General features: G+C 73.0%; 19 protein-coding genes and 1 pseudogene. 11 read left to right on the top strand and 9 right to left on the bottom strand.

The annotated features are described in order from the left end of the window. Positions 1–37 precede the first annotated feature (37 nt). A pseudogene (locus OERS_RS22415) lies at positions 38–385 on the top strand (saccharopine dehydrogenase NADP-binding domain-containing protein); the annotation flags it as partial. A gap of 701 nt (positions 386–1,086) precedes the next feature. On the opposite strand, the gene OERS_RS22410 reads toward OERS_RS22415, so the two are convergent. Beyond that, positions 1,087–1,797 carry a TetR/AcrR family transcriptional regulator gene (locus OERS_RS22410; protein ID WP_068627032.1) on the bottom strand — a complete coding sequence of 237 codons (711 nt, stop codon included), beginning with the start codon at positions 1,795–1,797 and terminating at the stop codon, positions 1,087–1,089. Between the two features lie 103 nt (positions 1,798–1,900). Here OERS_RS22410 and OERS_RS16285 point away from each other — a divergent pair, with 103 nt between their 5' ends. Beyond that, positions 1,901–3,391, top strand: a complete 1,491-nt coding sequence (locus OERS_RS16285; RefSeq protein ID WP_211268500.1) for an MFS transporter — start codon at positions 1,901–1,903, stop codon at positions 3,389–3,391. A gap of 85 nt (positions 3,392–3,476) precedes the next feature. Here OERS_RS16285 and OERS_RS16280 read toward each other — a convergent pair whose 3' ends face one another. Both OERS_RS16280 and nhaA read right to left on the bottom strand, forming a co-directional pair. Then, complete coding sequence (locus tag OERS_RS16280; RefSeq protein ID WP_248948622.1) at positions 3,477–5,351, bottom strand: alpha/beta hydrolase; 1,875 nt, start codon at positions 5,349–5,351, stop codon at positions 3,477–3,479. A gap of 121 nt (positions 5,352–5,472) precedes the next feature. Next, the gene (nhaA, locus tag OERS_RS16275; RefSeq protein WP_068627050.1) at positions 5,473–6,741 is read right to left on the bottom strand and encodes a Na+/H+ antiporter NhaA; all 1,269 of its coding nucleotides are present in this window, start codon (positions 6,739–6,741) and stop codon (positions 5,473–5,475) included. Between the two features lie 378 nt (positions 6,742–7,119). Between nhaA and OERS_RS16270 the strand changes: the two genes are divergently transcribed. Beyond that, complete coding sequence (locus OERS_RS16270) at positions 7,120–7,893, top strand: YqeB family protein (protein ID WP_068627029.1); 774 nt, start codon at positions 7,120–7,122, stop codon at positions 7,891–7,893. Between the two features lie 5 nt (positions 7,894–7,898). Here OERS_RS16270 and OERS_RS16265 read toward each other — a convergent pair whose 3' ends face one another. Beyond that, positions 7,899–8,474: a DUF1697 domain-containing protein gene (locus tag OERS_RS16265; protein WP_068627027.1), complete on the bottom strand. Its 576-nt coding sequence runs from the start codon at positions 8,472–8,474 to the stop codon at positions 7,899–7,901. 3 nt (positions 8,475–8,477) lie between these two features. Next, a complete protein-coding gene (locus tag OERS_RS16260; RefSeq protein ID WP_409365928.1) occupies positions 8,478–9,725 on the bottom strand; it encodes a formylglycine-generating enzyme family protein in 1,248 nt (415 codons plus the stop codon). Between the two features lie 556 nt (positions 9,726–10,281). Here OERS_RS16260 and OERS_RS16255 point away from each other — a divergent pair. From OERS_RS16255 to OERS_RS16245, 3 genes are all read left to right on the top strand, one after another. Next, a complete protein-coding gene (locus tag OERS_RS16255) occupies positions 10,282–10,917 on the top strand; it encodes a PadR family transcriptional regulator (protein WP_068627025.1) in 636 nt (211 codons plus the stop codon). 84 nt (positions 10,918–11,001) lie between these two features. Beyond that, positions 11,002–12,702 carry a DHA2 family efflux MFS transporter permease subunit gene (locus OERS_RS16250; protein WP_083201546.1) on the top strand — a complete coding sequence of 567 codons (1,701 nt, stop codon included), beginning with the start codon at positions 11,002–11,004 and terminating at the stop codon, positions 12,700–12,702. 463 nt (positions 12,703–13,165) lie between these two features. After that, entirely contained in the window at positions 13,166–14,425 is a 1,260-nt protein-coding gene (locus OERS_RS16245; RefSeq protein WP_056654600.1) for a PhoH family protein, read from the top strand. Between the two features lie 69 nt (positions 14,426–14,494). On the opposite strand, the gene OERS_RS16240 is transcribed toward OERS_RS16245, so the two are convergent. Next, a complete protein-coding gene (locus OERS_RS16240; protein ID WP_068627023.1) occupies positions 14,495–15,850 on the bottom strand; it encodes an FUSC family protein in 1,356 nt (451 codons plus the stop codon). A gap of 73 nt (positions 15,851–15,923) precedes the next feature. Between OERS_RS16240 and OERS_RS16235 the strand changes: the two genes are divergently transcribed. Next, entirely contained in the window at positions 15,924–16,412 is a 489-nt protein-coding gene (locus OERS_RS16235; protein WP_068627015.1) for a MarR family winged helix-turn-helix transcriptional regulator, read from the top strand. Positions 16,413–16,616: 204 nt separating this feature from the next. On the opposite strand, the gene OERS_RS16230 is transcribed toward OERS_RS16235, so the two are convergent. After that, a complete protein-coding gene (locus OERS_RS16230) occupies positions 16,617–18,026 on the bottom strand; it encodes a class II fumarate hydratase (protein WP_068627013.1) in 1,410 nt (469 codons plus the stop codon). 107 nt (positions 18,027–18,133) lie between these two features. Continuing rightward, positions 18,134–18,742, bottom strand: a complete 609-nt coding sequence (locus OERS_RS16225) for a carbonic anhydrase (protein WP_231907637.1) — start codon at positions 18,740–18,742, stop codon at positions 18,134–18,136. Between the two features lie 305 nt (positions 18,743–19,047). On the opposite strand from OERS_RS16225, the gene OERS_RS16220 reads away from it, so the two are divergent. From OERS_RS16220 to OERS_RS16205, 4 genes are all read left to right on the top strand, one after another. Continuing rightward, positions 19,048–20,343, top strand: a complete 1,296-nt coding sequence (locus tag OERS_RS16220) for an extracellular solute-binding protein (RefSeq protein WP_068627010.1) — start codon at positions 19,048–19,050, stop codon at positions 20,341–20,343. After that, on the top strand, positions 20,340–21,335 hold the full coding sequence (locus OERS_RS16215) for a carbohydrate ABC transporter permease (protein ID WP_082609169.1): 996 nt from the start codon (positions 20,340–20,342) through the stop codon (positions 21,333–21,335). Before OERS_RS16220 ends, OERS_RS16215 begins: the two co-directional genes overlap by 4 nt. Next, positions 21,332–22,186: a carbohydrate ABC transporter permease gene (locus tag OERS_RS16210; RefSeq protein ID WP_068627008.1), complete on the top strand. Its 855-nt coding sequence runs from the start codon at positions 21,332–21,334 to the stop codon at positions 22,184–22,186. Before OERS_RS16215 ends, OERS_RS16210 begins: the two co-directional genes overlap by 4 nt. Positions 22,187–22,364: 178 nt before the next feature. Then, on the top strand, positions 22,365–23,636 hold the full coding sequence (locus OERS_RS16205; protein ID WP_068627006.1) for an ABC transporter ATP-binding protein: 1,272 nt from the start codon (positions 22,365–22,367) through the stop codon (positions 23,634–23,636). Positions 23,637–23,646: 10 nt separating this feature from the next. Here OERS_RS16205 and OERS_RS16200 read toward each other — a convergent pair whose 3' ends face one another. Next, on the bottom strand, positions 23,647–23,907 hold the full coding sequence (locus tag OERS_RS16200; protein WP_068627004.1) for an exodeoxyribonuclease VII small subunit: 261 nt from the start codon (positions 23,905–23,907) through the stop codon (positions 23,647–23,649). Positions 23,908–23,927 lie beyond the last annotated feature (20 nt).

Here is a 23,927-nt window from a genome sequence, read left to right as displayed (position 1 = left end):
TTGACTGTAGTGAGACTACAGTGATATTCACTAGAGCATGACTCTAGTGAATGCACGGGACGTGCTCGTGATCGGTGGCTACGGTGCGGTGGGCTCGGTCGTGTGCGCACGGCTCGCCCAGGCCGTCCCCGGCCGGGTGGTCCCCGCCGGGCGCAGCCTCGCCGCGGCGCAGGAGGCGGCGCGCCGGATCGGCTCGCCCCGAGCGGAACGGGTCGACCTCGCGGACCCCGCGACCCTCGACGCGGCGCTCGACAGGGTGGGCCTCGTCGTCCTGGCCGTCGAACCGGGCGACGACCGGGTAGCCCGGGCGTGCCTCGCGCGGGGCGTGTCGCTCGTGGACGTCTCGGCGTCCCGCGGCCAGCTCGAGGCGACCGAGGTCCTCGACGAGGTCGCCCGCGAGGCGGGCGCCGCGGCCGTGCTGAGCGTGGGAGTCGCACCTGGGCTCACGAACCTGCTCGCCCGCCGTGCGCACGACCTGGTCGGCGGTGCCCAGGAGATCGACGTCGCGGTGGTCCTCGGCGGGGGCGAGGCGCACGGCGCGGACGCGATCCGCTGGACGGTCGACGGCCTGGTCGGACCACGGCCCGACGGCGGTCCTCGCCAGGTCCTGCTGCCCGCCCTCGGGCGGCGCACCGTCCACCCCTTCGACTTCTCCGACCAGCACGCCCTGCGCCGCACGCTCGACGTGCCCCGGGTGACGACCCGGTTCGCGCTCGACTCCCGCGTGCTGACGGCATCGTTGTTCGGGGCGCGGCGCTCGGGCGTGCTGCGTGCGTTCCGCGGTGCGCGCGGGCGGCGCGCGCTCGCGGCGGTCTTCGGTGCCGTGCACGTGGGCGGCGACCGGTTCGCGCTCGCCGCCACGGCCCGCGACGGCGACCGTGCGGCGCAGGTATCGCTCGTCGCGTCGGGCCAGGGGAGGGTCACCGGGCTGGTCGCGGCCGAGGCGGCGCTCGCGGTCCTCGCCGGGCGCGTCCCGCCGGGCGTTCGCCACGTCGAGCAGGTCGACGGCCTGGCCGACCTCCCGGAGCGGCTCGTGGCGGCCGGGGGAGACGCGGCCGTCGAGCTGTTCGTCGACGGGGTCGCGGCTCAGTCTCCCGCGGTGGTCCCGGTGTCGCGCGCGCTCCACATCGCGAGCCAGTCCTCCCACGAGGGGCCCGGGGGAAGGGCCTCGGAGGCGGCGGTCGCCGGGGAACCCGCTGACGCGGCGGCCTGCGCGAGCCCGGCGAGCGTCACGCCGAGATAGCGCAGGTGGAGGGCGTCGGCCTGCTCGCGCGGCAGGGGGAGGGGCGGGCGCAGGTGGGTGATGAGCAGCATCAGGTCCGCCGGGGTGAGGGTGGCCGGCACGAGTCCGGCCTCGCGGTCGACCGCCAGGAGCTCCTCGAGCGCCCCGTGCAGCGCGGCGGACGCGGTGTCGACCTCGGGCGTCGCGGGCGGGTGCTCGCCCGAGGAGATGATGAGCGGGCCGAACGACTCGAGGATGTGCCGCCGCAGGAAGGTCTCGACGGCACCCGTCGCGGCGACCTCCGCGGTGCCGGACTCCTGGGCGCACTCGCGCGCGATCTGCGCGAGCTCGTCGATCGCCGCGACGTGCAGCGCGCGGACCAGGGCGTTCTTGGTGCTGTAGCGCCGGTAGACCGTCCCGACGCCGACGCCTGCCCGCTCGGCGACCTGCGCGATCGTCGCCTCGGGACCGTGGAGGGAGAAGACCTCGCGCGCTGCGACCAGCACGTTGCGGTCGTTGGCGAGGGCTTCGCGCTTGCGACCGGCGAGCGGCGGCGAGGTCGGGTCCGGAGGCATGCCTTCACGGTAGCCGTCGTGGATGCTACTTTGGAACGGAACGGAGATTCCGTTCCGTTCCATCTGCTGCCGGTCCGCCGGCCATCGACCGAGAGCCGTGCCCGTGACCCGTCCTGCCCCCACGTCCACCGCCACCCTTCCCGGCACGGCCACGGCGCCGTCGGCCCAGGCGCCGTCGGCCCCGCCCGGAGAGAGCGGCCCGGGAGTGCGGGCCAGGCCGGCCCTGGTGATCCTTGCCCTCTCGACCGCGGTCCTGGCCTTCTCGCTCATGCAGACGCTCCTGGTGCCGGCCCTCCCGACGCTGGGCGAGGCCCTCGGGTCGGGGCCGCAGGGGACGGGATGGATCCTCACGGCCTTCCTCGTCGCGGGTGCCGTGCTCGCCCCTGTCGTCGGCTCGCTCGGCGACCGCTACGGGCACCGTCGGGTCCTCGTCGTCACGCTCGTCGTCTTCGCCGCGGCGACCGTGGCCGCGGGCCTCGCGCCCAACCTGGGCGTGCTGCTCGCGGCGCGCGTCGTCCAGGGCGTGAGCACCGCGACCTTCCCGCTGGCCCTCGCGATCTCGCGCCGGTCGCTCGACGGGCGGCACCTGGTCACCGCCCTCGGGTGGCTGTCCGGGATGGTCGGGGTCGGGGCGGGCGTCGCGCTGGTCCTGGGCGGTCTGATCGTCGAGTCCCTCTCGTGGCACTGGCTCTTCTGGTCGACCGCGGCCCTGGTCCTCGTCGCGCTCGCGATGGTCCTCGCCTGGGTCCCGGCGACACCTGCCCGTCCTGCGGGACGCGCGGCGCGCACCGACTGGGCGGGGACGTTCCTGCTCGCGGGAGGTCTCGCAGGGTTGCTGCTCGCGGTCTCCCAGGGCCGGTCGTGGGGGTGGACGTCGCCGCTGACCTGGGGCGTCGGGCTCGCGGCGGTCTGCGCCCTGGCCGTGCTGGTCCTGGTCGAGCTGCGGTCGGCCGCGCCACTGGTCGACGTGCGCACGTTCCGCAACCGGTCGCTCGTGATCACGAGCGTCCTGACCCTCGCCCTCGGGTTCGTGCCCTACGTGTTCTACGTGAGCCTGCCGCTGATCCTCCAGGCGCAGCCCAGCGCCGGGTCGGGTCTCACGGTCACGCAGACCGGTCTGGTGCTGCTCCCCAGCGCGGTCCTGGTGTTCGTGGGCGGGCGCGTCGCCCCGGCGCTGAGCATCCGCTTCGGCGCCAAGTCGTTGGCGATCACGGCCGTCCTGGTCATGGCCGTCGCGGGGGCGGGCCTGGCCGTCTGGCCGGGCGAGATGTGGTCCGTCCTGGTGTTCTTCACGCTCCTCGGGCTCGGCAACGGGATCGGGTTCGCGGTGTGCGCACAGCTCGTGACGATGCTCTCGCCGGCCGACGAGGTCGCTGCCGCCACGGGGCTCAACGCGGTGCTGCGCACGGTCGGGTCGGCCGTCGCGGCCCCGGTCACGACCGCGCTCCTGGCGGGGGCCGTGGTCCAGGGCGGGACCGTCTCCTCGACGACCCCGTTCTCGGTGGCCTTCGGGCTCGCCGCCGTCGTGGGTCTTGTCGCGCTGGTGGTCGCGGGGGCGCTGCCGTCGGCGCGCGCGGGCGGGGCCCGCGCCTGACCTGTGCTCGCCCAGGAACGCCGACGGCGGCGCGCACCCTCCCCGAGAAGGTGCGCGCCGCCGTCGGGCGCGGGGAGCGGGTGCCTCAGCCCGTCGAGCTCGACGCGGCCGGCTGCTTGGTCAGCATCTGCTCCTTGAGGCGCAGGGTGTCGTCCTCGTCCCAGCCGTCGGGGGCGTTGAGCGCCGACCAGCCGTCGGCGTACTCGAGGTAGTAGACGTGCCCGTGACCCGCGGGGATGTCGGAGGCAGCGGCCACGAACAGGTCACCCGTGAGCTGCCAGAACGTCACGACGGGGCGCCACTCGACGGCGTCGAGCACGTCGGGCCCGCGGGGCTCGCGCATCCAGTCGGGCTCGGACCACAGCGTCGTGGGGGACCACCACGTGACGCCGTCGGACGCGTGCTGGACGTACACGACGCGCGGGGTCTCCCACGTGCCGGGCACGGACCAGATGTTGGCCGCGCTCGAGACCTCGGTGCCCCACCGGACCTGTGCGCCCTCCTCGTACACGGGCGAGTACTCGAGCGAGCCGGCGTCGCGGTGGGTCGTGAAGTCGGTCCAGTTGGGCGTGAAGTTGGGCGTGCCCACGAACATGGCGCCGTCCGTGCGGGTCGTCATGTCCTGCAGGCCGCTGAACGCGCCCTGCGCGCCGAACGAGCCGAGCGAGATCCCGAACGCCATGAGCCGGGGACGCGAGTCCTCGGGCTGCTTCGACCACGCCTCGTACACGGCCTCGTAGAGCGCCTTGCCCGCGTTCGGCGGGGTGCTCCGGTCACCGACGAAGCTGATCCAGCTCGGCAGGTACGAGTACTGCATCGAGGCGATCGCGGTGTCGCCGCCGTGCATGAGCTCGAGCGAGCTGCTCATGCCGGGGTCCACCCAGCCCGTGCCGGTCGTGGTGGCCACGACCAGGACCGAGCGGTCCCAGGCGTTCGTGCGGTCGAGCTCGTCGACCACGCGCTGGGCGGTCGCGTCGAGGTCGCCCTCGGGGTCGAGGCCCGCGTACACGCGGATGGGCTCCTGGACGTCTGCCGGGTCGATCACGTCGCCGCCCGCCGCGAACTCGGTCAGCTCGGCCTGCGTCGGGCCGAGCGCCACGAACCGGCGCCCCTCGGCGCCGAGCGACTCCCAGGACGAGCCGGACTCGGGCGAGCCCGACCGGTCGGGCGAGGTCGGCGGGGCGAGCTTCGGGTCGATCTGCTCGTTGGCGCTCGCGTAGACGTTGTTGAGCATGTGCAGCGCCCCGGCCCAGATCACGCCGTTGAAGAGCAGCACGACCACGACCGCGACGATCACCCCGCTCAGGAAGCGGGCGATCGGCTTGGGCATGATGTTGTCGACCAGCAGGCTCACCCACTGCGCGACGCGGCGCAGCGCGCGGCCGAGCTGCAGGACGCCGATCGCGATGAGGACCGCGACGAACACGACCGCGACGTCGTTGGCCGGCGCCTGCTCGGGCATGCCGAACAGGGCGCGCAGCTCGTGCTGCCAGCGCGCGCCGAGCACCAGGAAGAGCGGCACGAGGACGATCGTCGCGGCCCCCAGGACCCACCAGGCGATGCGGCTCACGCGCGGGCTCCAGCGGATCCGCAGCCCCACCTTGAGGGCGAACCACTCGACGAACGCCCCGATCCCGTACCCGCCGACCATGCTCATGCCCGTGATGAGTGCCTGGTAGTACCAGGCGCGGGGGATGAGCGAGGGCGTGAGCGAGTAGCAGAAGAACAGGAGGGCGAGGACGAGCCCGGTCGTGGAGAAGCGCCGTGCGTAGTGCTGGAGCCACGCCCACGCCCGACGGCGCCGCGACGGCCGGGCGCTCGGCTCGCCGTCGGGCGTGGTCGAGCGTGCGCCGGGCTCGTCCGTCGGCCCGGCAGGTACGGCCTGGCCGACGGGCTCGGCGACCTCGGGTGCTCCGGCGTCCGGAGCGTTCTCGGGCTTCTGCGTGACGTCTGGCTGCACGGGTGCGATCGTACGGGGCTGGGGGGTTCGCGCCACCGGGCGCCGGGTGAAGCGGACGGGCCGGGGGCCGGAGCGCCCATGGTTCCGGCCCGCCGGCGCCCTCACCCAGCCAGGGGCCTGCTCAGCGCTCGTCGTCGGCCGCGTCGCCGATGTACGTCGAGACGTCGTCGGGCAGCCCGTCCTCATTCATGTCGTTCGAGCGCTTGCGCCGGGCGTCCCAGCGCAGCGCGGCGGCCGCGAGCAGGGCCGAGATCACCGACGCCAGCAGGACCGCGGCCTTGGCCGACTCGGTGTGCTCGGAGTCGGGGAACGACAGCTCGGCGATGAGCAGCGAGACCGTGAACCCGATCCCGGCGAGCAGGCCCACGGGCAGCAGGTCGCGCACCCCGATGCCCGGGGCGAGGCGCAGCGGCGTCAGCCTCGTCACGAGCGCCGTGACGCCCAGCACGCCGATGCCCTTGCCGACCACGAGCCCCACGATGATGCCGATCGCGACCGGCTGGCCGATCATCTCGCCGACCCCGCCGCCGTCGACCAGCGAGACGCCGGCCGCGAAGAACGCGAAGATCGGCAGCGCGATCCCCGCGGAGACGGGCCGGACCACGTGCTCGTACTGGTGCGTGCGCGAGGACTTCTCGCCGAACAGGACGACGGCCGGGACCGTGAAGCCCAGGAGCACGCCCGCGACGGTCGCGTGGATCCCGGACGCGTGGACCAGGGCCCAGACGACGAACGCGAGCGGGAGCAGGAGCCACCAGTGCGTCCGGCGTCGGCGCACCAGGAACGCGAACAGCGCGACGCCCACGAGCGCCAGGCCCAGCGGGGCCCAGTGCAGCGTCTCGGTGTAGAAGACCGCGATGACGACGATCGCGAGCAGGTCGTCGACCACGGCGAGCGTGAGCAGGAACGTGCGGATCGCGGTCGGGAGCCCGCGGCCGAACACCGCGAGGACCGCGAGCGCGAACGCGATGTCGGTCGCGGTCGGGATGGCCCAGCCGTGCACCGCGTCGGCGCCCCCGCCCCACAGCGCGACGGTGACGTAGAGCATCGCGGGCACGACCATGCCGCCCACGGCCGCGAGCATGGGCACCCCGGCCTGGCGCGGGTTGCGCAGCGAGCCCGAGACGAACTCCTGCTTGAGCTCGACGCCGACCACGAAGAAGAAGATCGCGAGCAGCCCGTCGGCGGCCCACGTGGACAGCGACAGGTCGAGGTGCAGCGCCTCGGGACCGAACGTCAGCGCGGACAGGTCGAAGTACGCCGCACGCCAGGGCGAGTTGGCCCACACGAGCGCGATGATCGCGGCCCCGATGAGGAGCGCACCGCCCGTGGTCTCGCGCGTGACCCAGCGCTTCCAGCGCTGCGCGGCAGTGCGGTGCGTCGTCGGCAGGGGAGCGGGGGCGGGGTTCTGGCTGCCCGACGGCGACGCGCTCGCCGGGAGGTTCGTCGCACCGTCCGCGGTCGCCGGGCCGGGGGTCGCGTCGCTCGTGCGAGGGGAGTCGTCCGGGGTGGGGGTGTGCTGCTCGTGCGTGCTCACAGGTCTCCTGCGGTTGAGGGGTCGTCGACGTCACGCCGACCAGACTTCCCGGCACACCAGCCTCCCATCTTACCGGTCGAGCGGCTCGGTCGGCCTGGGCCGGCTCTCGGCGGACGGTCCTGAAGGAGGACGGTGGGATCGCCCGGGGACGCCGGAAGGTGGACCTCGGCGGGCGACAGGTCCGCCGAAAGGGGGATGTCTCGGACACCTCGCCCACGGGAGCATGGACAGGTGTACGAGAAACTCTCCGACCGGCCCGACCCTGACCTCCCTCCTCGTTCGCCGGAGGAGACCGTCGTCGGGTGCTCGTCCGCCGACACGCTGTTCCTCCGCGTCGTCCTCCCGGTCCTCGGCGCCGTGGCCGGGGTCGGCCTGCGCTGGCTCGCGGCCTGGATGGCCGGTCTGTCGTGGGCGCCGTGGCAGGGCATCGCCCGTTCGGTCGACACGCTCGCCGACAGGTGGGGGGCGTGCACGGTCGTCGGGCTCGGGATCGTGGGCGCTCTCCTCGGGGCGGTCCTCGCCCAGCACCTGGTCGAGACCATGGGGCGCATCGCCGTGACGTCCACGGGGGCCGGGTTCAGGACCAAGGACACCCTCGAGACCCTCGGGCGGTCCGACGTGACCGACGTGTACGTCGAGGACCAGGAGATCGTCCTCCTCGCAGGCGAGCGGGAGGTCGGCCGGTGGCCCGCGGACCTGCCCCTCGCGAAGGTCCGGGCGGCGTTCACGAGCCACGGGTGGCCCTGGCGGGAAACCGGCGACCCCTTCCGTGCGGCCTACCGCCGCTGGGAGATCGGCGACCCCGGGCTTCCGGCGGGGGCCGACGCGCTCCTGCGGGCACGGGCCGGCCTGATGGACGCGGGAAAGACCGACCACGTCCGCGCGCTGCGAGCGGACCTCGCGGCGATCGGGGTCGTCGTACGGGACGACGGGGCCGTCCAGCACTGGCGACCGGCTTCCCCGGCTGCCCCCACGGGGGCGGTCGGCGTCGAGCGCCGCGCCTGAGGCCGTCAGCCCGCCTCGGCGACCAGCCCGGCGAGCTTGGTCACCGTGTTCCAGTTCCGGGCCGTGCCCCACAGCCCGATCGTCCGCAGCAGCACCGCGGGCGTGAGCCTCGAGGTCCCGACACCGCCCTGGTACCAGGTGTAGCTGACAGGCCCGGACCACGCCATGTGCTCGACCCCGTAGCTCAGCGGGTCGAGGGCGGCGACCCGTTCGGGATCAGGTGCCGCAGGGTAGAACGTCAGCAGCAGGTGCGACGGGTCCTGGCTCGCGGCCTCGGCGAACGGGTTCGCCGCGACCGCCCGCTCGAGGTCCGCGCCCGTCAGTGCGAGCACGTCGACGTCCAGTCCCAGGCGCCGGGCGAGCCCCGCGCGCACGAGGCGCGCGACGTCGTCGGGCCCCGAGGCTCCCGACGTCCCCGGCGAGACGACGAGATTCCCGCTGTTGAGGAGCGTGCGCGCGCCCGCGAACCCCGCGTCCTGCGCGACCGCGCGCAGGTCTGCGGAGGGGACCTTGCGGCCCCCTCCCACGTTCACCCCGCGCAGCAGCACCGCGCAGGCCGACGGGACTCCGGACCCGGCCACGCGTCAGCCCAGCAGGTTGCGCGTCGAGGCCGGCATGCTCGGCGCCACCGCCACGGGCGGGCGGACCACGCAGCGGAAGCCGATGTGGCTCGTCGCGGTGTCGACCGCCTGGGGAGAACGAGCCGCGGGCCGGTAGCGCAGGCAGTACTCCGGTGCGCACAGGTGCGACCCGCCCTTGAGGACCTTGCGGGGGATCGCTGAGCCGGGCTCGGCGCTCGCGGCCGCGAGCGCGTCCGAGGAGTCGCCCGGCACGCCGCCGGCCCCCTCGACCGGCGCCCGGCTGCCCAGGGGGTCGTGCGGGGCGGGGTGGGCCGCTGCCATGGCCGCGCCGGTGCTCGGCGCGCAGCACGCGGGCATCTCGATCGTGAGCGCGTCGCGCGCGGCGGCGACCTCCTCGGCCGTGCGGGCGTCGACCGCGTGGTTGGGCGTGTAGAACGACGACGTCCACTCCCAGACGTTGCCGGTCATGTCGTCGAGCCCGAACCCGTTCGCGGGGAACGTCCCCACGGGGCTCGTGCCGACCCACCCCCGGGCGCCCGTGTTGCGGTACGGGAACGAACCCTGCCAGTGGTTCGCGAGGAGCTCGCCGTCGGGCTGGTACTCGTCGCCCCAGGCGAAGCGTGCGCCGTCGAGCCCGCCGCGTCCTGCGTACTCCCACTCGGCCTCGGTGGGGAGCGACCTGCCTGCCCACGCCGCGTAGGCCTGGGCGTCCTCGTACGAGACCTGCACGACCGGGTGGTCCTCGCGGCCCTCGACCGAGCTGTCCGGGCCGTGCGGTGTGCTCCACCGGGCCCCGGGCTGCCAGCGCCACCACTGGCGCCAGTCGGAGAGGTTCACGGGGCCAGCGGTCGGGGTGAAGACGAGCGCTCCCGGCTGGAGGTCCTCGACCGCGACGCCCGGGTAGTCGGCCGGGTCGAGCGGACGCTCGGCGACCGTGACGTAGCCCGTCGCGTCGACGAACGCCGCGAACTGCGCGTTGGTCACCGGGTGCTGCTCGATCTCGAACGGGCCGACCGTGACCTCGTGGACAGGAGCCTCGTCGGGGTAGAACTCGGTCGATCCCCGCCGGTAGGTGCCGCCGGGCAGCGGGACCAGGGGCGAGAGGGTCGAGGCCGCGCCCGCCGTCGAGCGGGCCGCCGGGCGGGCTGTCGAGCCCGGCATCGAGCCGGGCAGGGCGGCGCCCGCCGTCGTCTCGCCGACCGGACCTCGTGCCTGCTCGGGTGCCGATGACGTGCCCGCTGCCGTGTCCATGCGTCTCCTCGTGTCGAGCTCGTTCTCGATACTGCTCTGATACCGCTCCGGTGCTGCTCCGGTGGCGGGCTGTGCCTGCCGCCGCGCCGACGCCGCTGGGTGGGCGGCGGTCGGGTGTGCTCGTGACCTGCAGCGATGCTGCTCGGCCCGCTCGCAGGACCCGCCTGACCGAGCCTAGTGCCGTGAGCGGTGGCGGGAGTAGTCGACATCTCGGCAGCAGTCGAGCACCTCTGTCGTGTCCGTCGGGCCGTGGGGTGCGAGGTAGAGGCCGGTCGTCGAGGTAGAGGGTTCGCGCCCTCTACCTCGACGCCGGCCCTCTATCTCGGCGGACGACGTCCCGGCCGCGTGACGTGCCCCACGGTGGGGGGCTTCTCTCTCGACCCACCGGTCGCAGGGGCGTATATTCCGACGGGAATATTCCTGGGGGAGCGAACGCGTCCGAGCACTCGGCGCGTGCGCCCGGCCCGTCGGTCGGATGGCCCCGCCGTCCAGCACGGCCCGCCCGGCCGCCCGAACCAAGCGACGAACGAACGAACCGCCGTCAGGAGGCGAGAGCATGGCACGCAAGGAGCTGTCCGCCGCCGCGCTCCTCCTCCTCGGGCTCCTCCACGAGCAGCCCATGCACCCCTACCAGGTCCACCAGACGCTCAAGCAGCGCGGGGACGACCGGCTCGCTAGCATCACGCCGGGCTCGGTCTACCACGCGATGGACCGCCTCGCGGCGGACGGGTACGTCGAGGTGGTCGGCACCGACCGCGAGGGCAACCGGCCCCAGCGGACCACGTACCGGCTGACGGACGCCGGACGGGACGCGTTCGCGGACCGCACGGCCCTGCTCCTCGGTCACCCCCGGCGCGAGCACCCGTGCCTCCCGCTCGCCCTGTCCCAGGCCCATGCGATCGACCGCCAGAGCGCGGTCGACGCGCTGCGAGCCCGCCGGGCCGCGACGGCCGACGAGCTCGCCTCCTACACCAGCAGGTACGACGTCGTCCGGCACCACGGGCTGCCGCGTCGCCTCCTGCTCGACGTCGAGTACGACATCCACCGGATCGAGTCCGAGCTGGCCTGGCTCGACGGCCTGCTCGCCGACCTCGACTCCGGAGCCCTGGACTGGGACGAGTCCGTCCCGCAGTCCTTCCGTGACTTCGCTGCCGCCCGCTCGCAGGCGGCAGCGACGGATCACGTGCCCTGACGGGCCGCCGGCGTCACGCCGGTACCGCTGCTCGCGCAGCCTTCTCGCACACCCCCGCACCTCTCCGATCCTCGAGGACCACCCATGACCACGCCACCCTCTTCCGGGAGCCTGCCGACGGCAGGCACTCGGACGGACCCCGCCACGCCACCCGCCCCCGCCGACGCACCCGCGGGCCCGCCGGCCGGTGCTCCTGCCGGACCACCGCTCGTCGACCTCGGCGGGCGCAGCCCGTGGAGCATCCTGCCCGCGCTGTGCCTGGGCTTCTTCATGATCATGGTCGACACCACGATCGTGAACATCGCGGTCCCCACGCTGGTCGACACGTTCGACACGACCCTGACCGCGGTGGGCTGGGTCAACAGCGCCTACCTGCTCAGCTACGCGGTGCTCCTCCTGCTCGCCGGGCGCCTGGGTGACAGGTTCGGCCCCAAGCCCGTGTTCGTCCTGGGCCTCGTGGTCTTCACGCTCTCGTCGCTGTGGTGCGGGCTGTCGGGATCGGTCGAGATGCTCATCGTGGCGCGCGCGGTCCAGGGCGTCGGCGCGGCGCTCATGACCCCGCAGACCATGTCGATGATCACGCGCGTCTTCCCGCCGCGTCAGCGCGGGGCCGCGATGGGTCTGTGGGGAGCGGTCGCGGGCGTCGCGACCATCGCGGGCCCGCTGCTCGGCGGCGTGTTCGTCGAGACCTGGGGCTGGGAGTGGATCTTCTTCGTCAACATCCCCGTGGGCGTCGTGGCTCTCGTCCTGGCGCTGCGGAGCCTGCCGTCGCTGCCCACCAACAAGCGCAGCTTCGACATGATCGGCGTCGCGCTCTCGATCGTGGGCCTGTTCCTGTTCGTGTTCGGCCTGCAGGAGGGCGAGACCTACCACTGGGGCACCGTCGTGGGACCTCTCACCATCTGGTCGATCATCGGCCTGGGCGTCCTGGTGCTCGCGGCGTTCGTGCTGTGGCAGCGGCACCTGGGCGACCGCGCCCTGCTGCCGCTCACGCTGTTCCACTCGCGCAACTTCTCGCTCGCGAACGTGTCCGGCATGGCCGTGTCGTTCGGGATGATCGGGATCTTCTTCCCGCTGACGATCTTCCTGCAGTCGATCCTGGGGCTCTCGCCGATCGAGGCCGCGCTCATCAACCTGCCGGGATCGCTCGTGTCCGGCGTCGTGGCGCCGTTCGCGGGCAGGTTGTCCGACCGGATCCCGGCCAAGTGGGTCGTGGCGACGGGCTTCGCGCTGCTCGCCGCCTCGGTCGTGTGGCTGAGCGTCGCGGTCGCGCCCGACGCGAGCACCCTGTCCATCGTCGCGCCCATGACCCTGTTCGGGATCGGGACCGGGGCCGTGTTCTCGCCGCTCGCGAACCTCGCGACCTCGGGGCTCGACCACCGCACCGCGGGCGCCGGAGCGGGCGCCTTCAACACGTTCCGCCAGGTGGGCGGCGTGATCGGGTCGGCCGCGATCGTCGCGACCCTCACGAGCCGGCTCTCGGCGACCCTGCCCGCGGCCGCGCGCGACGCCGCGGCGGGCCTGCCCGCCGACCTGCGTCAGCCGTTCGTCGACGGCTTCGCGTCGGCCGGCGGGGCGTTCACCGGGGGCGCCCAGGCCATGGAGCTGCCCGCGGGCATCCCGCCCGAGGCCGCGGCGCAGATCCGCGAGGCCGCCACGACCGCGCTGCACCAGGGCTTCTCGGTCGCGGTCGGGCAGACGCTGCTCGTCACGTCGGCGGTCCTGGTGATCGGGCTCGTCGCGGCGCTCGCCATGCGCGCGACGCACGTCGCGCACGCGGACTGAGCACTCGCGGACGGTGCCCGACGGCGGAGCGCACGTGCCGCCGTCGGGCACCCGGGGCTCGCCCACCCCGTCCCAGGGGGTGGGCGGGCCCCGCTCGCGTGAACGGCAGGTGACATCTCGGACGCGCGGCGTGTCAGGTCGACACGGCCGAACGTCACGGGCGTAGTTTCGAACGTGACGGACGACACACGTCGTCCTCCGGGAGGCCATCCGATGGAGTTTCTGCTCCGCGCAGGAGGGCCGGCACCGGCCATCCGTCGGCCGGTCGCCTGCCCCACCCAGCGAGAACGGCGCCGCGCGCCGGAGGGAGCCTGCTGTGGTCCGAACCGCCTCTGCTTCTGGAGCTGCACCCGACGTCACGGGCGTCGCGTCCCCTGACCCGACGAGCCCCGACCCCGCGACCTCCGCGGCCCGTCGTACCTTCGTCATCGACACGTCCGTGCTCCTGTCCGACCCGCGAGCCATGCTGCGCTTCGCCGAGCACGACGTCGTCCTCCCTGTCGTCGTCATCACCGAGCTCGAGGCCAAGCGGCACCACGCCGAGCTCGGGTACTTCGCCCGCAGCGCGCTGCGCATGCTCGACGACCTGCGGGTCAAGCACGGCCGCCTCGACGCCCCGCTGCCCGTGGGGGCCGTCGGCGGGACGCTGCGCGTCGAGCTCAACCACACGGACCCGACGGTGCTCCCCGCCGGGTTCCGCCTGGGCGACAACGACACGCGCATCCTGTCGGTCGCGGCCAACCTCGCGAGCGAGGGCTGCGACGTGACCGTGGTGTCCAAGGACCTGCCCATGCGGGTCAAGGCCTCCGCCGTGGGGCTGCGGGCCGAGGAGTACCGGGCCGAGCTCGCGATCGACTCCGGCTGGACGGGCATGGGCGAGATCGACGTGAGCGACGAGCAGATGGCCGACCTGTGGGAGCACGAGTCGGTCGAGCTCTCGGCTCTCGACGCCGCCACGGTCGCGGCCGCCGAGCCGCTCCTGGTGCACTCGGGGCTCGTGATCCACTCGCCGCGGGGTTCCGCGTTGGGTCGTGTCACGGCCGACAAGCACGTGCAGCTCGTCCGGGGGGACCAGGACGTGTTCGGCGTGCACGGGCGCTCGGCCGAGCAGCGCATCGCGATCGACCTGCTGCTCGACCAGGAGATCGGGATCGTGTCGCTCGGCGGGCGCGCCGGGACGGGAAAGTCCGCGCTCGCGCTCTGCGCGGGCCTCGAGGCCGTGCTCGAGAAGAGGCAGCACCGCAAGATCATGGTCTTCCGCCCCCTGTACGCCGTGGGCGGCCAGGAGCTCGGCTACCTGCCCGGCTCCGAGGCCGAGAAGATGAACCCGTGGGCGCAGGCCGTGTTCGACACCCTGGGCGCGCTCGTGTCCAAGGAGGTCATGGACGAGGTCGTGGACCGCGACGTGCTCGAGGTCCTGCCCCTGACCCACATCCGCGGGCGCTCGCTCCACGACGCGTTCGTCATCGTCGACGAGGCCCAGTCGCTCGAGCGCAACGTCCTGCTGACCGTGCTCTCGCGCATCGGGCAGTCCTCCCGGGTCGTCCTCACGCACGACGTGGCCCAGCGCGACAACCTGCGTGTCGGTCGGCACGACGGCGTCGCCGCGGTGATCGAGGCGCTCAAGGGCCACCCGCTGTTCGCGCACGTGACCCTGACGCGGTCCGAGCGCTCGCCCGTCGCGGCGCTCGTGACCGAGATGCTGGAGAGCATCGAGGTCTGACCTCGCCGGACCCGGTGCGTCGTGGCCCTCGGTCCTCACGGACCGGGGGCCACGCCTGCGCCCCCGCGGTCAGACCGCGGCACCTCCCGTGCCCGGTGCCGCCGGACGGCGCCGGGCGTGGACCAGCACCACGGCGAGCACGCCGACCAGGGCGCCGACCGCGGTGTCGAGCGCCCGGTCCAGCGCGATGCCCTCGCCCGACCCGCCGAGCGACGTCATGAGCAGAGCCATGGGCGTGATGGTCAGCATCGCGAGGCCGTAGTGACGCCCCACGACGATCTCGGTCACGACCTGGAGCACGACGACGAGCGCCGCGGTCGCCCAGAAGCCGAGGTGCGCGTCGAGCAGCGGCCACGCGATCAGGGCGCCCGCGACCGTGCCGAGCGCACGCTGGAGCGCGCGGACCACGGCGTGCTGCGTCGTCGTGCCCTGGAGCGTCGCGGTGGCGCCCATCGCGGCCCAGGCCGGGTGCCCGAACCCGGCCACCTGCGCGAGCCCCGCCGCGGCGGCGGCCGCGAGGGTCACGCGCGCCGCGCGCAGGCCCCACCCTCCGTCCGTGAGCGACGCGCGGGCGGTCGCACGCAACGAGAGGCGTGAGGGGAGGTCGGCGGGCGTCCCGGCCGCGCCGGAGAGCTCGTCGGCGAGCCGCAGCGCGGTCTCGCGCGTGCGGCCGTGCGAGGCGTCGTCGGCGAGCACGGTCCGGGCGAGGACCACGGCGTCCTGCGCCCGGCCGACGGCGCCACGGTCGTCGGGTGCGAGGGCCGCGGCCTCGGCGGCGAGCGTCGCGCGCCGCACCGCCAGCCGTGCCGGACCGCTCGGCCGGACCAGGAATCCTGCCAGGCACACGACGCACGCGACCACGACGCCCAGGAGCGCGGCGAGGCCTCGCGGGGCCAGGTCGGCGAACGCGGGTGATCCCGCCAGGCCCGCGCCCGCGGCGAAGACGACGATCGTGGCGCCGGGTGCGCCCGTGCGCAGGAGCTGGCACAGCGCGGTCATGCCGCCGGCGAGCAGCGCGACGATCCCGAGCGTCACCGCGGCGGGGGCGCCCGCGGCCGTGACCGCGGTCGTGAGCAGGATCGAGCCGATCATGGTCGTGCCGACCAGCGCGAGCAGCGCGGCGCGACGGCGGTACGGGTCGAACCGGCCGTAGAGCGAGGTCAGGGCGCCGAGGGCCGCGAAGCCCGCGAGGTCCTGGTGACCGCTCGTGGCGGCGAGGACGAGCGTGAGCGCGACGCTCGCCCCGCACCGCAGGGCTGCCGCGAGGGTCGCGTCGACCGAGGTGAGGCGCAGGGCGGCCCGAAGGTGCGCGGGGTCGAGGACCTCGCGCGCGGCGGTGCGGACCGGGGTGCGCTGGTCGGGTGAGTGCTGCTCGGTGGTGGCGTGGGCGGGCATGACGGTGGCGGTCGACGAGGAGAGTGGCATCCCGTCCAGGATACGCCTCGTTCGCAGATATTTCACTAGTGAACTAGTTGAGCCGTGGCACTACGCTGGTCCCGTGGACTACGTGGAGCGCCTGCGCGAGCAGTGGGCAGAGCAGATGCCCGACGTCGACGTGTCGCCCGCCGACTCGATCGGCCGGATCACCCGTATCGCGGCGCTCCTAGCCGAGGCGAGCGACGCCGCCCTGGCGCAGCGGTCGCTGACCCGCCCCGAGCTCGAGGTGCTCACGGCCCTGCGGCGCGCCGGGCGGCCCCTGCGAGCACGCGAGGTCACGACCATCACGCGGGCGCCCGGCGCCTCGATCACCAAGCGGCTCGACCACCTCCAGCGCGAGGGCCTGGTCGAGCGGACCGTCGTCGAGCGCGACCGGCGCGGGGTGCTGCTCTCGCTCACCGAGGAGGGGACCCGGCTCGTCGACGAGCTCTTCCCTGCCCAGCTCGACCGCGAGCGTGCCGCCCTCGACCGGCTCACCGACGACGAGCGCGAGCGCCTCGCCGAGCTGCTCGCGATCGTGCTGCGCCGGGTGGACCCGGTCGAGTACTGAGCCTGGCGTGGCGGGCCCGTGGTTCGGCCCCTGCTGCAGCCGGCCCGGCCCTGCCCAGCCCCGCCGCGGACAGGGCGTCCGGCATCGGACGACGGAGCAACGACGGACGGCGTGGGCCGGGTGCCAGCACCCGGCCCACGCCGTCCGTCGTCCTCACCGAGGCACGCGTCCCGAGGGCGCCGCTGCCTCAGTCGTTCTGGAGGGTCACGCCTGCGGCGGGCGCGTCATCGACAGGACGTCGAGCGCCGTGTCGAGCTGCGCCTCGGTGACCTCGCCGCGCTCGACGAAGCCCAGGTCGATCACTGCCTCGCGGACCGTGATGCCCTGCTTGACCGAGTGCTTGGCGACCTTGGCCGCTGCCTCGTAGCCGATCACGCGGTTGAGCGGCGTGACGATCGACGGCGAGGACTCCGCGAGCGCGCGCGCACGCTCGACGTTGGCCGTGATGCCCGTGACGGTCTTGTCCGCGAGGACGACCGACGCGTTCGAGAGCAGGCGGATCGACTCGAGCACGCCCAGCGCGATGACCGGGATCTGCACGTTGAGCTCGAAGCTCCCCGAGGCCCCGGCCCACGCCACGGTCGCGTCGTTGCCGATCACGCGTGCGGCGATCATGAGGACGGCCTCGGGGACGACGGGGTTGACCTTGCCCGGCATGATCGACGAGCCGGGCTGCAGGTCCGGGATGAAGATCTCGCCCAGGCCCGTGTTGGGTCCCGAGCCCATCCAGCGCAGGTCGTTGCAGATCTTGGTGATCGAGACCGCGATGGTGCGCAGCGCGCCCGAGAGCTCGACGAGCCCGTCGCGCGAGCTCTGCGCCTCGAAGTGGTCGCGCGCCTCGGTCAGCGGCAGGCCCGTGTCCTCGACCAGCAGCGCGATGACGCGCTGCGGGAAGCCGGCCGGCGTGTTGATGCCCGTGCCGACGGCCGTGCCGCCCAGGGGGACCTCGGCCGCGCGGGGGAGCGCCGACTCGAGGCGCTCGATCCCGTAGCGCATGGCTGCCGCGTACCCGCCGAACTCCTGGCCGAGCGTGACCGGGGTCGCGTCCATGAGGTGCGTACGGCCCGACTTCACGACCGTCGCGAACTCGGCCGCCTTGGCCTCGAGGGCCTCCGCGAGGTGCGTCAGGGCCGGGATCAGGTCGTGCACGACGCCCGCGGTCGCGGCCAGGTGCACCGACGTCGGGAAGACGTCGTTGGACGACTGCGACGCGTTGACGTGGTCGTTCGGGTGCACCTCGCGGCCCAGCGAGCGCGTGGCGAGCGTCGCGAGGACCTCGTTGGTGTTCATGTTCGACGACGTGCCGGAGCCCGTCTGGAAGATGTCGATCGGGAAGTGGGCGTCGTGCGCGCCCGAGGCGACCTCGTCGGCGGCAGCCACGATGGCGGCCGCGACGTCCTCGTCGAGCACCCCCAACTCGGCGTTGGCGCGCGCGGCGGCCTTCTTGACACGAGCGAGGGCCTCGATGTGGCTGCGCTCGAGAGGAGTGCCCGACAGCGGGAAGTTCTCCACGGCGCGCTGCGTCTGCGCGCGGTAGAGGGCGGCCGCGGGGACGCGGACCTCACCCATGGTGTCGTGCTCGATGCGGTAGTCGGAAGCGTCGGCAGAAGTCATGGGGCTAATGGTGCCGCACGAGCGCGGGTGATCTCGAACCCGGCCGCGGGGTGGGTGCGTGCTGCACGTCACCCGCGCGGGCCGGTTCCGGTGCGGGAGTCGGGCGCTCAGACGTCCGGCGTGTCGTCGACGTCGCCCACGACCTCGACGAGCCGGGCGCGGCCGTCCGCGAGCGTGTACTCGACGCCGACGATCGCGAGCCGACCCTCGGCCACGGCGTCGGCCAGGGCTGCCGAGTAGCCGTGCAGCATGTCGACCGTGTGGCGCACGTGCTCGCGGCGCAGGGTGTCCGGGTCGAGGGTCGCGAGGCTGCCCGTGCTGCTCGTGATGTTGACGATCGAGGGGATGACCCGGTCCACGACCGCGCGGACGAACCCGTCGGCCTGCTCACCGGTCGCGAGCGTGTGGGCCGCGGCGGCGATCGCGCCGCAGCTGTCGTGGCCGAGCACGACCACGAGCGGCGTGCCCAGGATGTTGACCCCGTACTCGATCGAGCCGATCACGGTCGTGTCCAGGACGTGACCCGCGGTCCGCACGACGAACACGTCGCCCAGTCCCTGGTCGAAGATGATCTCGGCGGCGACACGCGAGTCGGCGCAGCCGAAGATCACGGTGTGCGGGTGCTGCGCGACGCTGAGCTCCGCCCGGCGGGCGGCACCCTGCGAGGGGTGCTCCATCTCGTCGCGGACGAAGCGTCCGTTCCCGTCGCGGAGCATGGCCCAGGCCTTGGCGGGGGTCAGCGCGGGTGGGGTCTGCTCGGTCGTCTCAGTCGTGGTCACACCCTCCATGCTCGCTCACGGGGGCCCGTCCCGTCGGCGGTGTTCACGATCCGACCCTCGCCGTGGACGCGGCGACCTGGCCGCGCGGGGCGAGCGGCGCCGTCGGGCCACCCGAGGAACCGCTCGGCGGCCCATCGGAATGTCCTTCCTGTGGCGAGTCGTCCGGGAACGGTGTAGCCCTGGGAGGAGTGAACCAACCGAGAACGGGCACGGCGCAGCGCCCGTTGGACGAAGGGGAGACCGTGCACCGACGCATCCGGGCACTCGCCGCGGCACTCGCTGTCGCGACCGTCGTGCCGCTCGCCGCGTGCAGCACGGGAGAGGGCTCCGGCCCGCCCGTGCTCACCTGGTACATCAACCCGGACAACGGAGGACAGGCCGCGATCGCGGCGTCCTGCACCGAGGCGGCAGGGGGCGCCTACACGATCGAGACGTCCCTCCTGCCGCGTGACGCCGCCGCCCAGCGCGAGCAGCTCGCGCGGCGCCTCGCCGCGAAGGACTCGTCGATCGACCTGATGAGCCTCGACCCGCCGTTCATCCCCGAGCTCGCCGAGGCGGGCTTCCTCGCCCCCGTGCCGGAGGACGTCGCGACGGCCGCGACCACAGACGTCGTGCAGGGCGCGATCGACGGCTCGACGTGGAAGGGAGAGCTCGTCGCGATCCCGTTCTGGGCCAACACCCAGCTCCTCTGGTACCGCACGTCGGTCGCCGAGGCCGCGGGCCTCGACCTCGCTCAGCCCGTGACCTGGGACCAGCTCATCGACGCCGCGCAGTCCCAGGACAAGTACCTCGCGGTCCAGGGCGCCAAGGCCGAGTCGCTGACCGTGTGGATCAACGCCCTCGTCGCGTCGGCGGGCGGTCAGATCCTCGAGAACCCCGAGGCCCCCGCGGACGAGCTGAAGCTCGGGCTCGAGACCGACGCGGGTCGTGACGCGGCCCGCATCATCGGTGAGATCGGGACGTCGGGCGTCGGTGGACCGGGCCTGCCGAGCGCCGACGAGTCGGCCTCGCTCACGCTCTTCCAGGGGGACAAGGGCTCGTTCATGGTCAACTGGCCGTTCGTCTGGTCCTCGACGCAGGGCGGCGTCGAGGCGGGCTCGCTCGACCAGTCGCTGCTCGACGACATCGGCTGGACGCTCTACCCGCAGACCGTCGAGGGCAAGGACACGCGTCCGCCCTACGGCGGCATCAGCCTGGGCGTCGGGGCCTTCAGCGACCACACCGACCTCGCCTACGAGGCCGCGCAGTGCATCGTGACCCCCGAGAACCAGGCCGCGTACTTCGTGTCGGACGGCAACCCGGCGGCCAGCACGACGGCCTACGACGACCCGGCCGTGCAGGAGGCCTATCCCATGTACGACGTGATCCGGCAGTCGCTCGAGCAGGCCGCACCCCGGCCGCAGACCCCGTTCTACAACGAGGTCTCGACGGGTCTGCAGCAGACCTGGTACCCGCCGTCGAGCGTGACCGAGGACGGGACCCCCGTGAAGTCGACCGACTTCATCACTGCCGTCCTGCGAGGGGAGCGACTCCTGTGAGCACCGAGACCCGGGGCGCCCACCCGGCCCGGCCCACGCCGGACCCCGCGCCCGGCGCGGACCGCGGACCCGACAAGAAGGCCAGGGCCGCGCGCAGCGACCGGGCCCGGGCTGAGGCCCGCCTCGGGTGGTACCTCGCCGGACCCGCGTTCGTCGTGATGCTGGCCGTGACGCTCTACCCGATCCTCCAGGCCTTCTACGACTCGCTGTTCAACTACAAGCTCACGGCCCCCGACGACCGCTCGTTCGTGGGCCTCGGCAACTACGTCGTGATCCTCACCGACCCCGTGTGGTGGCGAGACTTCGCCGTGACGTTCTTCATCATGGTCGTCTCCGTGGTGGTCGAGCTCGTCCTGGGCTTCGCGCTCGCGCTGGTCATGCACCGCGCGATCAGGCGGCTCCGTGGGCTGCTGCGCACCGCGATCCTCGTGCCCTACGGGATCATCACCGTGGTCTCGGCGTTCGCGTGGTTCTACGCGTTCGACATCACCTCGGGGTACGTCAACAGCTGGTTCGACTGGGTGCCCGGGATCGGCCCCGACCTCAACTGGTTCGCGCACCAGGGCACGAGCCTGTTCGTCATCATCGCGTCCGAGGTCTGGAAGACCACGCCGTTCATCTCGCTCCTGCTGCTCGCGGGCCTCGCCCAGGTCCCGGGAGACCTCGAGGAGGCCGCGAAGGTGGACGGGGCGACGGCCTGGCAGCGCTTCTCGCGCGTGATCGTGCCCAACATGAAGGCCGCGATCATGGTCGCCGTGCTGTTCCGCGCGCTCGACGCGTTCCGCATCTTCGACAACGTCTTCATCATGACCAACGGGGCGAACAACACCGAGGTCCTGTCCCTGCTGGCCTACCGGACCTCGATCGGTCAGCTCCAGATCGGCATGGGCTCGGCCATCTCGGTCCTGCTGTTCCTGTGCGTGATCGGGATCTGCTTCGTCGCGATCAAGCTCTTCAAGGTGGATCTGGCCGGCGCGAGAGGGGAGCGATGATGGGCAGCGTCCTGAGCACCCGGCCCCGCGTGTGGTGGGCCGTCATCACGGTCGTCGTCCTCGTCGGAGCCCTGTTCCCGGTCGTCTCGATCCTCATGACGAGCTTCAAGGGTCCGAGCGACATCAACTCGGGCACGTTCCTGCCCCCGCAGTGGAGCACCGACAACTACGGGCAGATCCTGTCCTCGAGCGGGTCCGCGCAGGAGCTCTTCCTGTCGGCCCTGCGGAACTCGGTGGGCATCTCGCTCATCGCGACGGCCATCGCGGTGGTCCTCGCAACCCTCGCCGCGTACGCGATCGCGCGCCTCGACTTCCCGGGCAAGCGGCTGATCCTCACGACCGCGCTCGGGGTGTCGATCTTCCCCGTGGTCTCGATCGTCACACCACTGTTCAACCTGTGGCGCAACATCGGGTTGTACGACACGTGGCTCGGGCTCATCATCCCGTACCTGTCGCTCACGCTCCCGATCGCCATCTGGACGCTCGCGGCGTTCTTCCGCCAGATCCCGTGGGAGCTCGAGCAGGCCGCGCAGGTCGACGGCGCGACGCCCTGGCAGGCGTTCCGCAAGGTCATCGTGCCGCTCGCGGCGCCGGGCGTGTTCACCACGGCGCTCATCGCGTTCTTCATCGCGTGGAACGACTTCATCTACGGCATCTCCTTGACGTCGACGAGCGCGGCCCGTCCGGTGCCCGCTGCCCTCGCGTTCTTCACGGGGGCGTCGTACTTCGAGGAGCCGACGGGCGCGATCTCGGCCGCTGCCGTGGTCGTGACGATCCCCGTGGTGATTCTCGTGGTGCTGTTCCAGCGCCAGATCGTCTCGGGCCTCACGCAGGGGGCGGTCAAGGGATGAGCAGAGCCACCGGCCCGACGGCGCCGCTCGCCCCGAGAGGTCGCCGCACCCTGCGCACGGCGCGCCGCGCGCGGGTGCGATCTCTCCCGGCGGTGCGCGGCGCCGTCGGGCACCCGCGTGAGACCCCGTCCCGCCCCCGAACCCTTCGCTGCCCGACCCCCGACCGAGGAGAGACCTGATGGCGTCGATCACCCTCAAGGACATCGTCAAGAAGTACGGCGACGGTTTTCCCGCCGTGAACGGGGTGAGCATCGACATCGCCGACGGGGAGTTCGTGATCCTCGTTGGCCCGTCGGGCTGCGGGAAGTCGACGCTACTGCGCATGATCGTCGGCCTCGAGGACATCACCTCGGGAGACCTGATGATCGACGGTCAGCGCGTCAACGAGAAGGCGCCCCGCGACCGCGACCTCGCGATGGTGTTCCAGAACTACGCGCTCTACCCGCACCTGACCGTCGGGGAGAACATCGCGTTCCCGCTGCGCCTGACCAAGGGGAAGTTCACCGACGCCGAGATCCGCGAGAAGGTCGAGCACGCCGCGGACCTGCTCGAGCTGCGCGAGCACCTGGACCGCAAGCCCGCGAACCTCTCGGGTGGGCAACGACAGCGTGTCGCGATGGGGCGCGCGATCGTGCGGGACGCCAAGGCGTTCCTGTTCGACGAGCCGCTGTCCAACCTGGACGCCAAGCTGCGCGGGCAGATGCGCACCGAGATCGCCCGGCTCCAGCGCCGCCTCGCGACCACGACCGTGTACGTGACCCACGACCAGACCGAGGCCATGACGCTCGGCGACCGTGTCGCGGTCCTGCGCAAGGGGGAGCTGCAGCAGCTCGCGAGCCCGCGGGCCCTGTACGAGCAGCCCGTCAACCTGTTCGTCGCGGGGTTCATCGGGTCGCCGCCCATGAACTTCCTCCCGGGGCAGGTCTCGGGGTACAGCATGGAGCTGCCGTTCGGGACGTTCGACATGCCCGAGCGGATCGTGAGCGCCGTCGGTGGCCGCGAGCTCGTGATCGTGGGGCTGCGCCCCGAGCACTTCGAGGACGCGCGCTTGGTCGACCCGACCAAGAAGGACCGGGGGCGGACGTTCGACGCGCAGATCGACGTGACGGAGTGGCTCGGCGCCGAGCTCTACGCCTACGTGCCGTTCGAGATGCACGCGTCGGTCGCCGAGCAGCTCGAGGAGCTCGACCGCGAGCTCGACGGGGAGGGCCTGCGCACCCAGTTCGTCGTCGCGCTCGACTCGGCGTCGCGCGTGCGAGACGGTGACACGACCGAGCTCTGGTTCGACCCCGACAAGATGATGGTCTTCGACCCCGAGACGGGGGAGAACCTCACGCACGACCAGGACGAGGTGGACCGGCTCGACCGCGAGAACGAGGAGGACCGGCGCGCCTCGCTCGAGCGGGCTCAGGCGCAGGCCGACGCCCAGGCGCAGAAGGCCAGCGCCTGAGCGGTACCGGTCAGTCGTCCTCGGTCGCCTCGGAGGAGCTGCCCGTCGCGGACGGGGCGTCTGCAGCGCGTGCCGACGCGAGGCGCTCGCGGGCGCCGTCGAGCCACTGCTGGCAGCGGGCCGCGAGGGCCTCGCCTCGCTCCCACAGCGCGAGCGAGGCTTCGAGCGGCTCGCCGCCGGCCTCGAGGCGCGACACGACCTGGACCAGCTCGTCGCGGGCCTGCTCGTAGGTGAGGTCCGCGACGTCGGCGTGGGGAGGGGTGGTGGTCATGGTGGTGGGCCTTCCTGGGC

The organism is Oerskovia enterophila, from assembly GCF_001692445.1.
Taxonomy (GTDB): domain Bacteria; phylum Actinomycetota; class Actinomycetes; order Actinomycetales; family Cellulomonadaceae; genus Oerskovia; species Oerskovia enterophila.
Note: the sequence above shows the minus strand (reverse complement) of the source record. Positions and strands in the feature narration are given on the sequence as shown.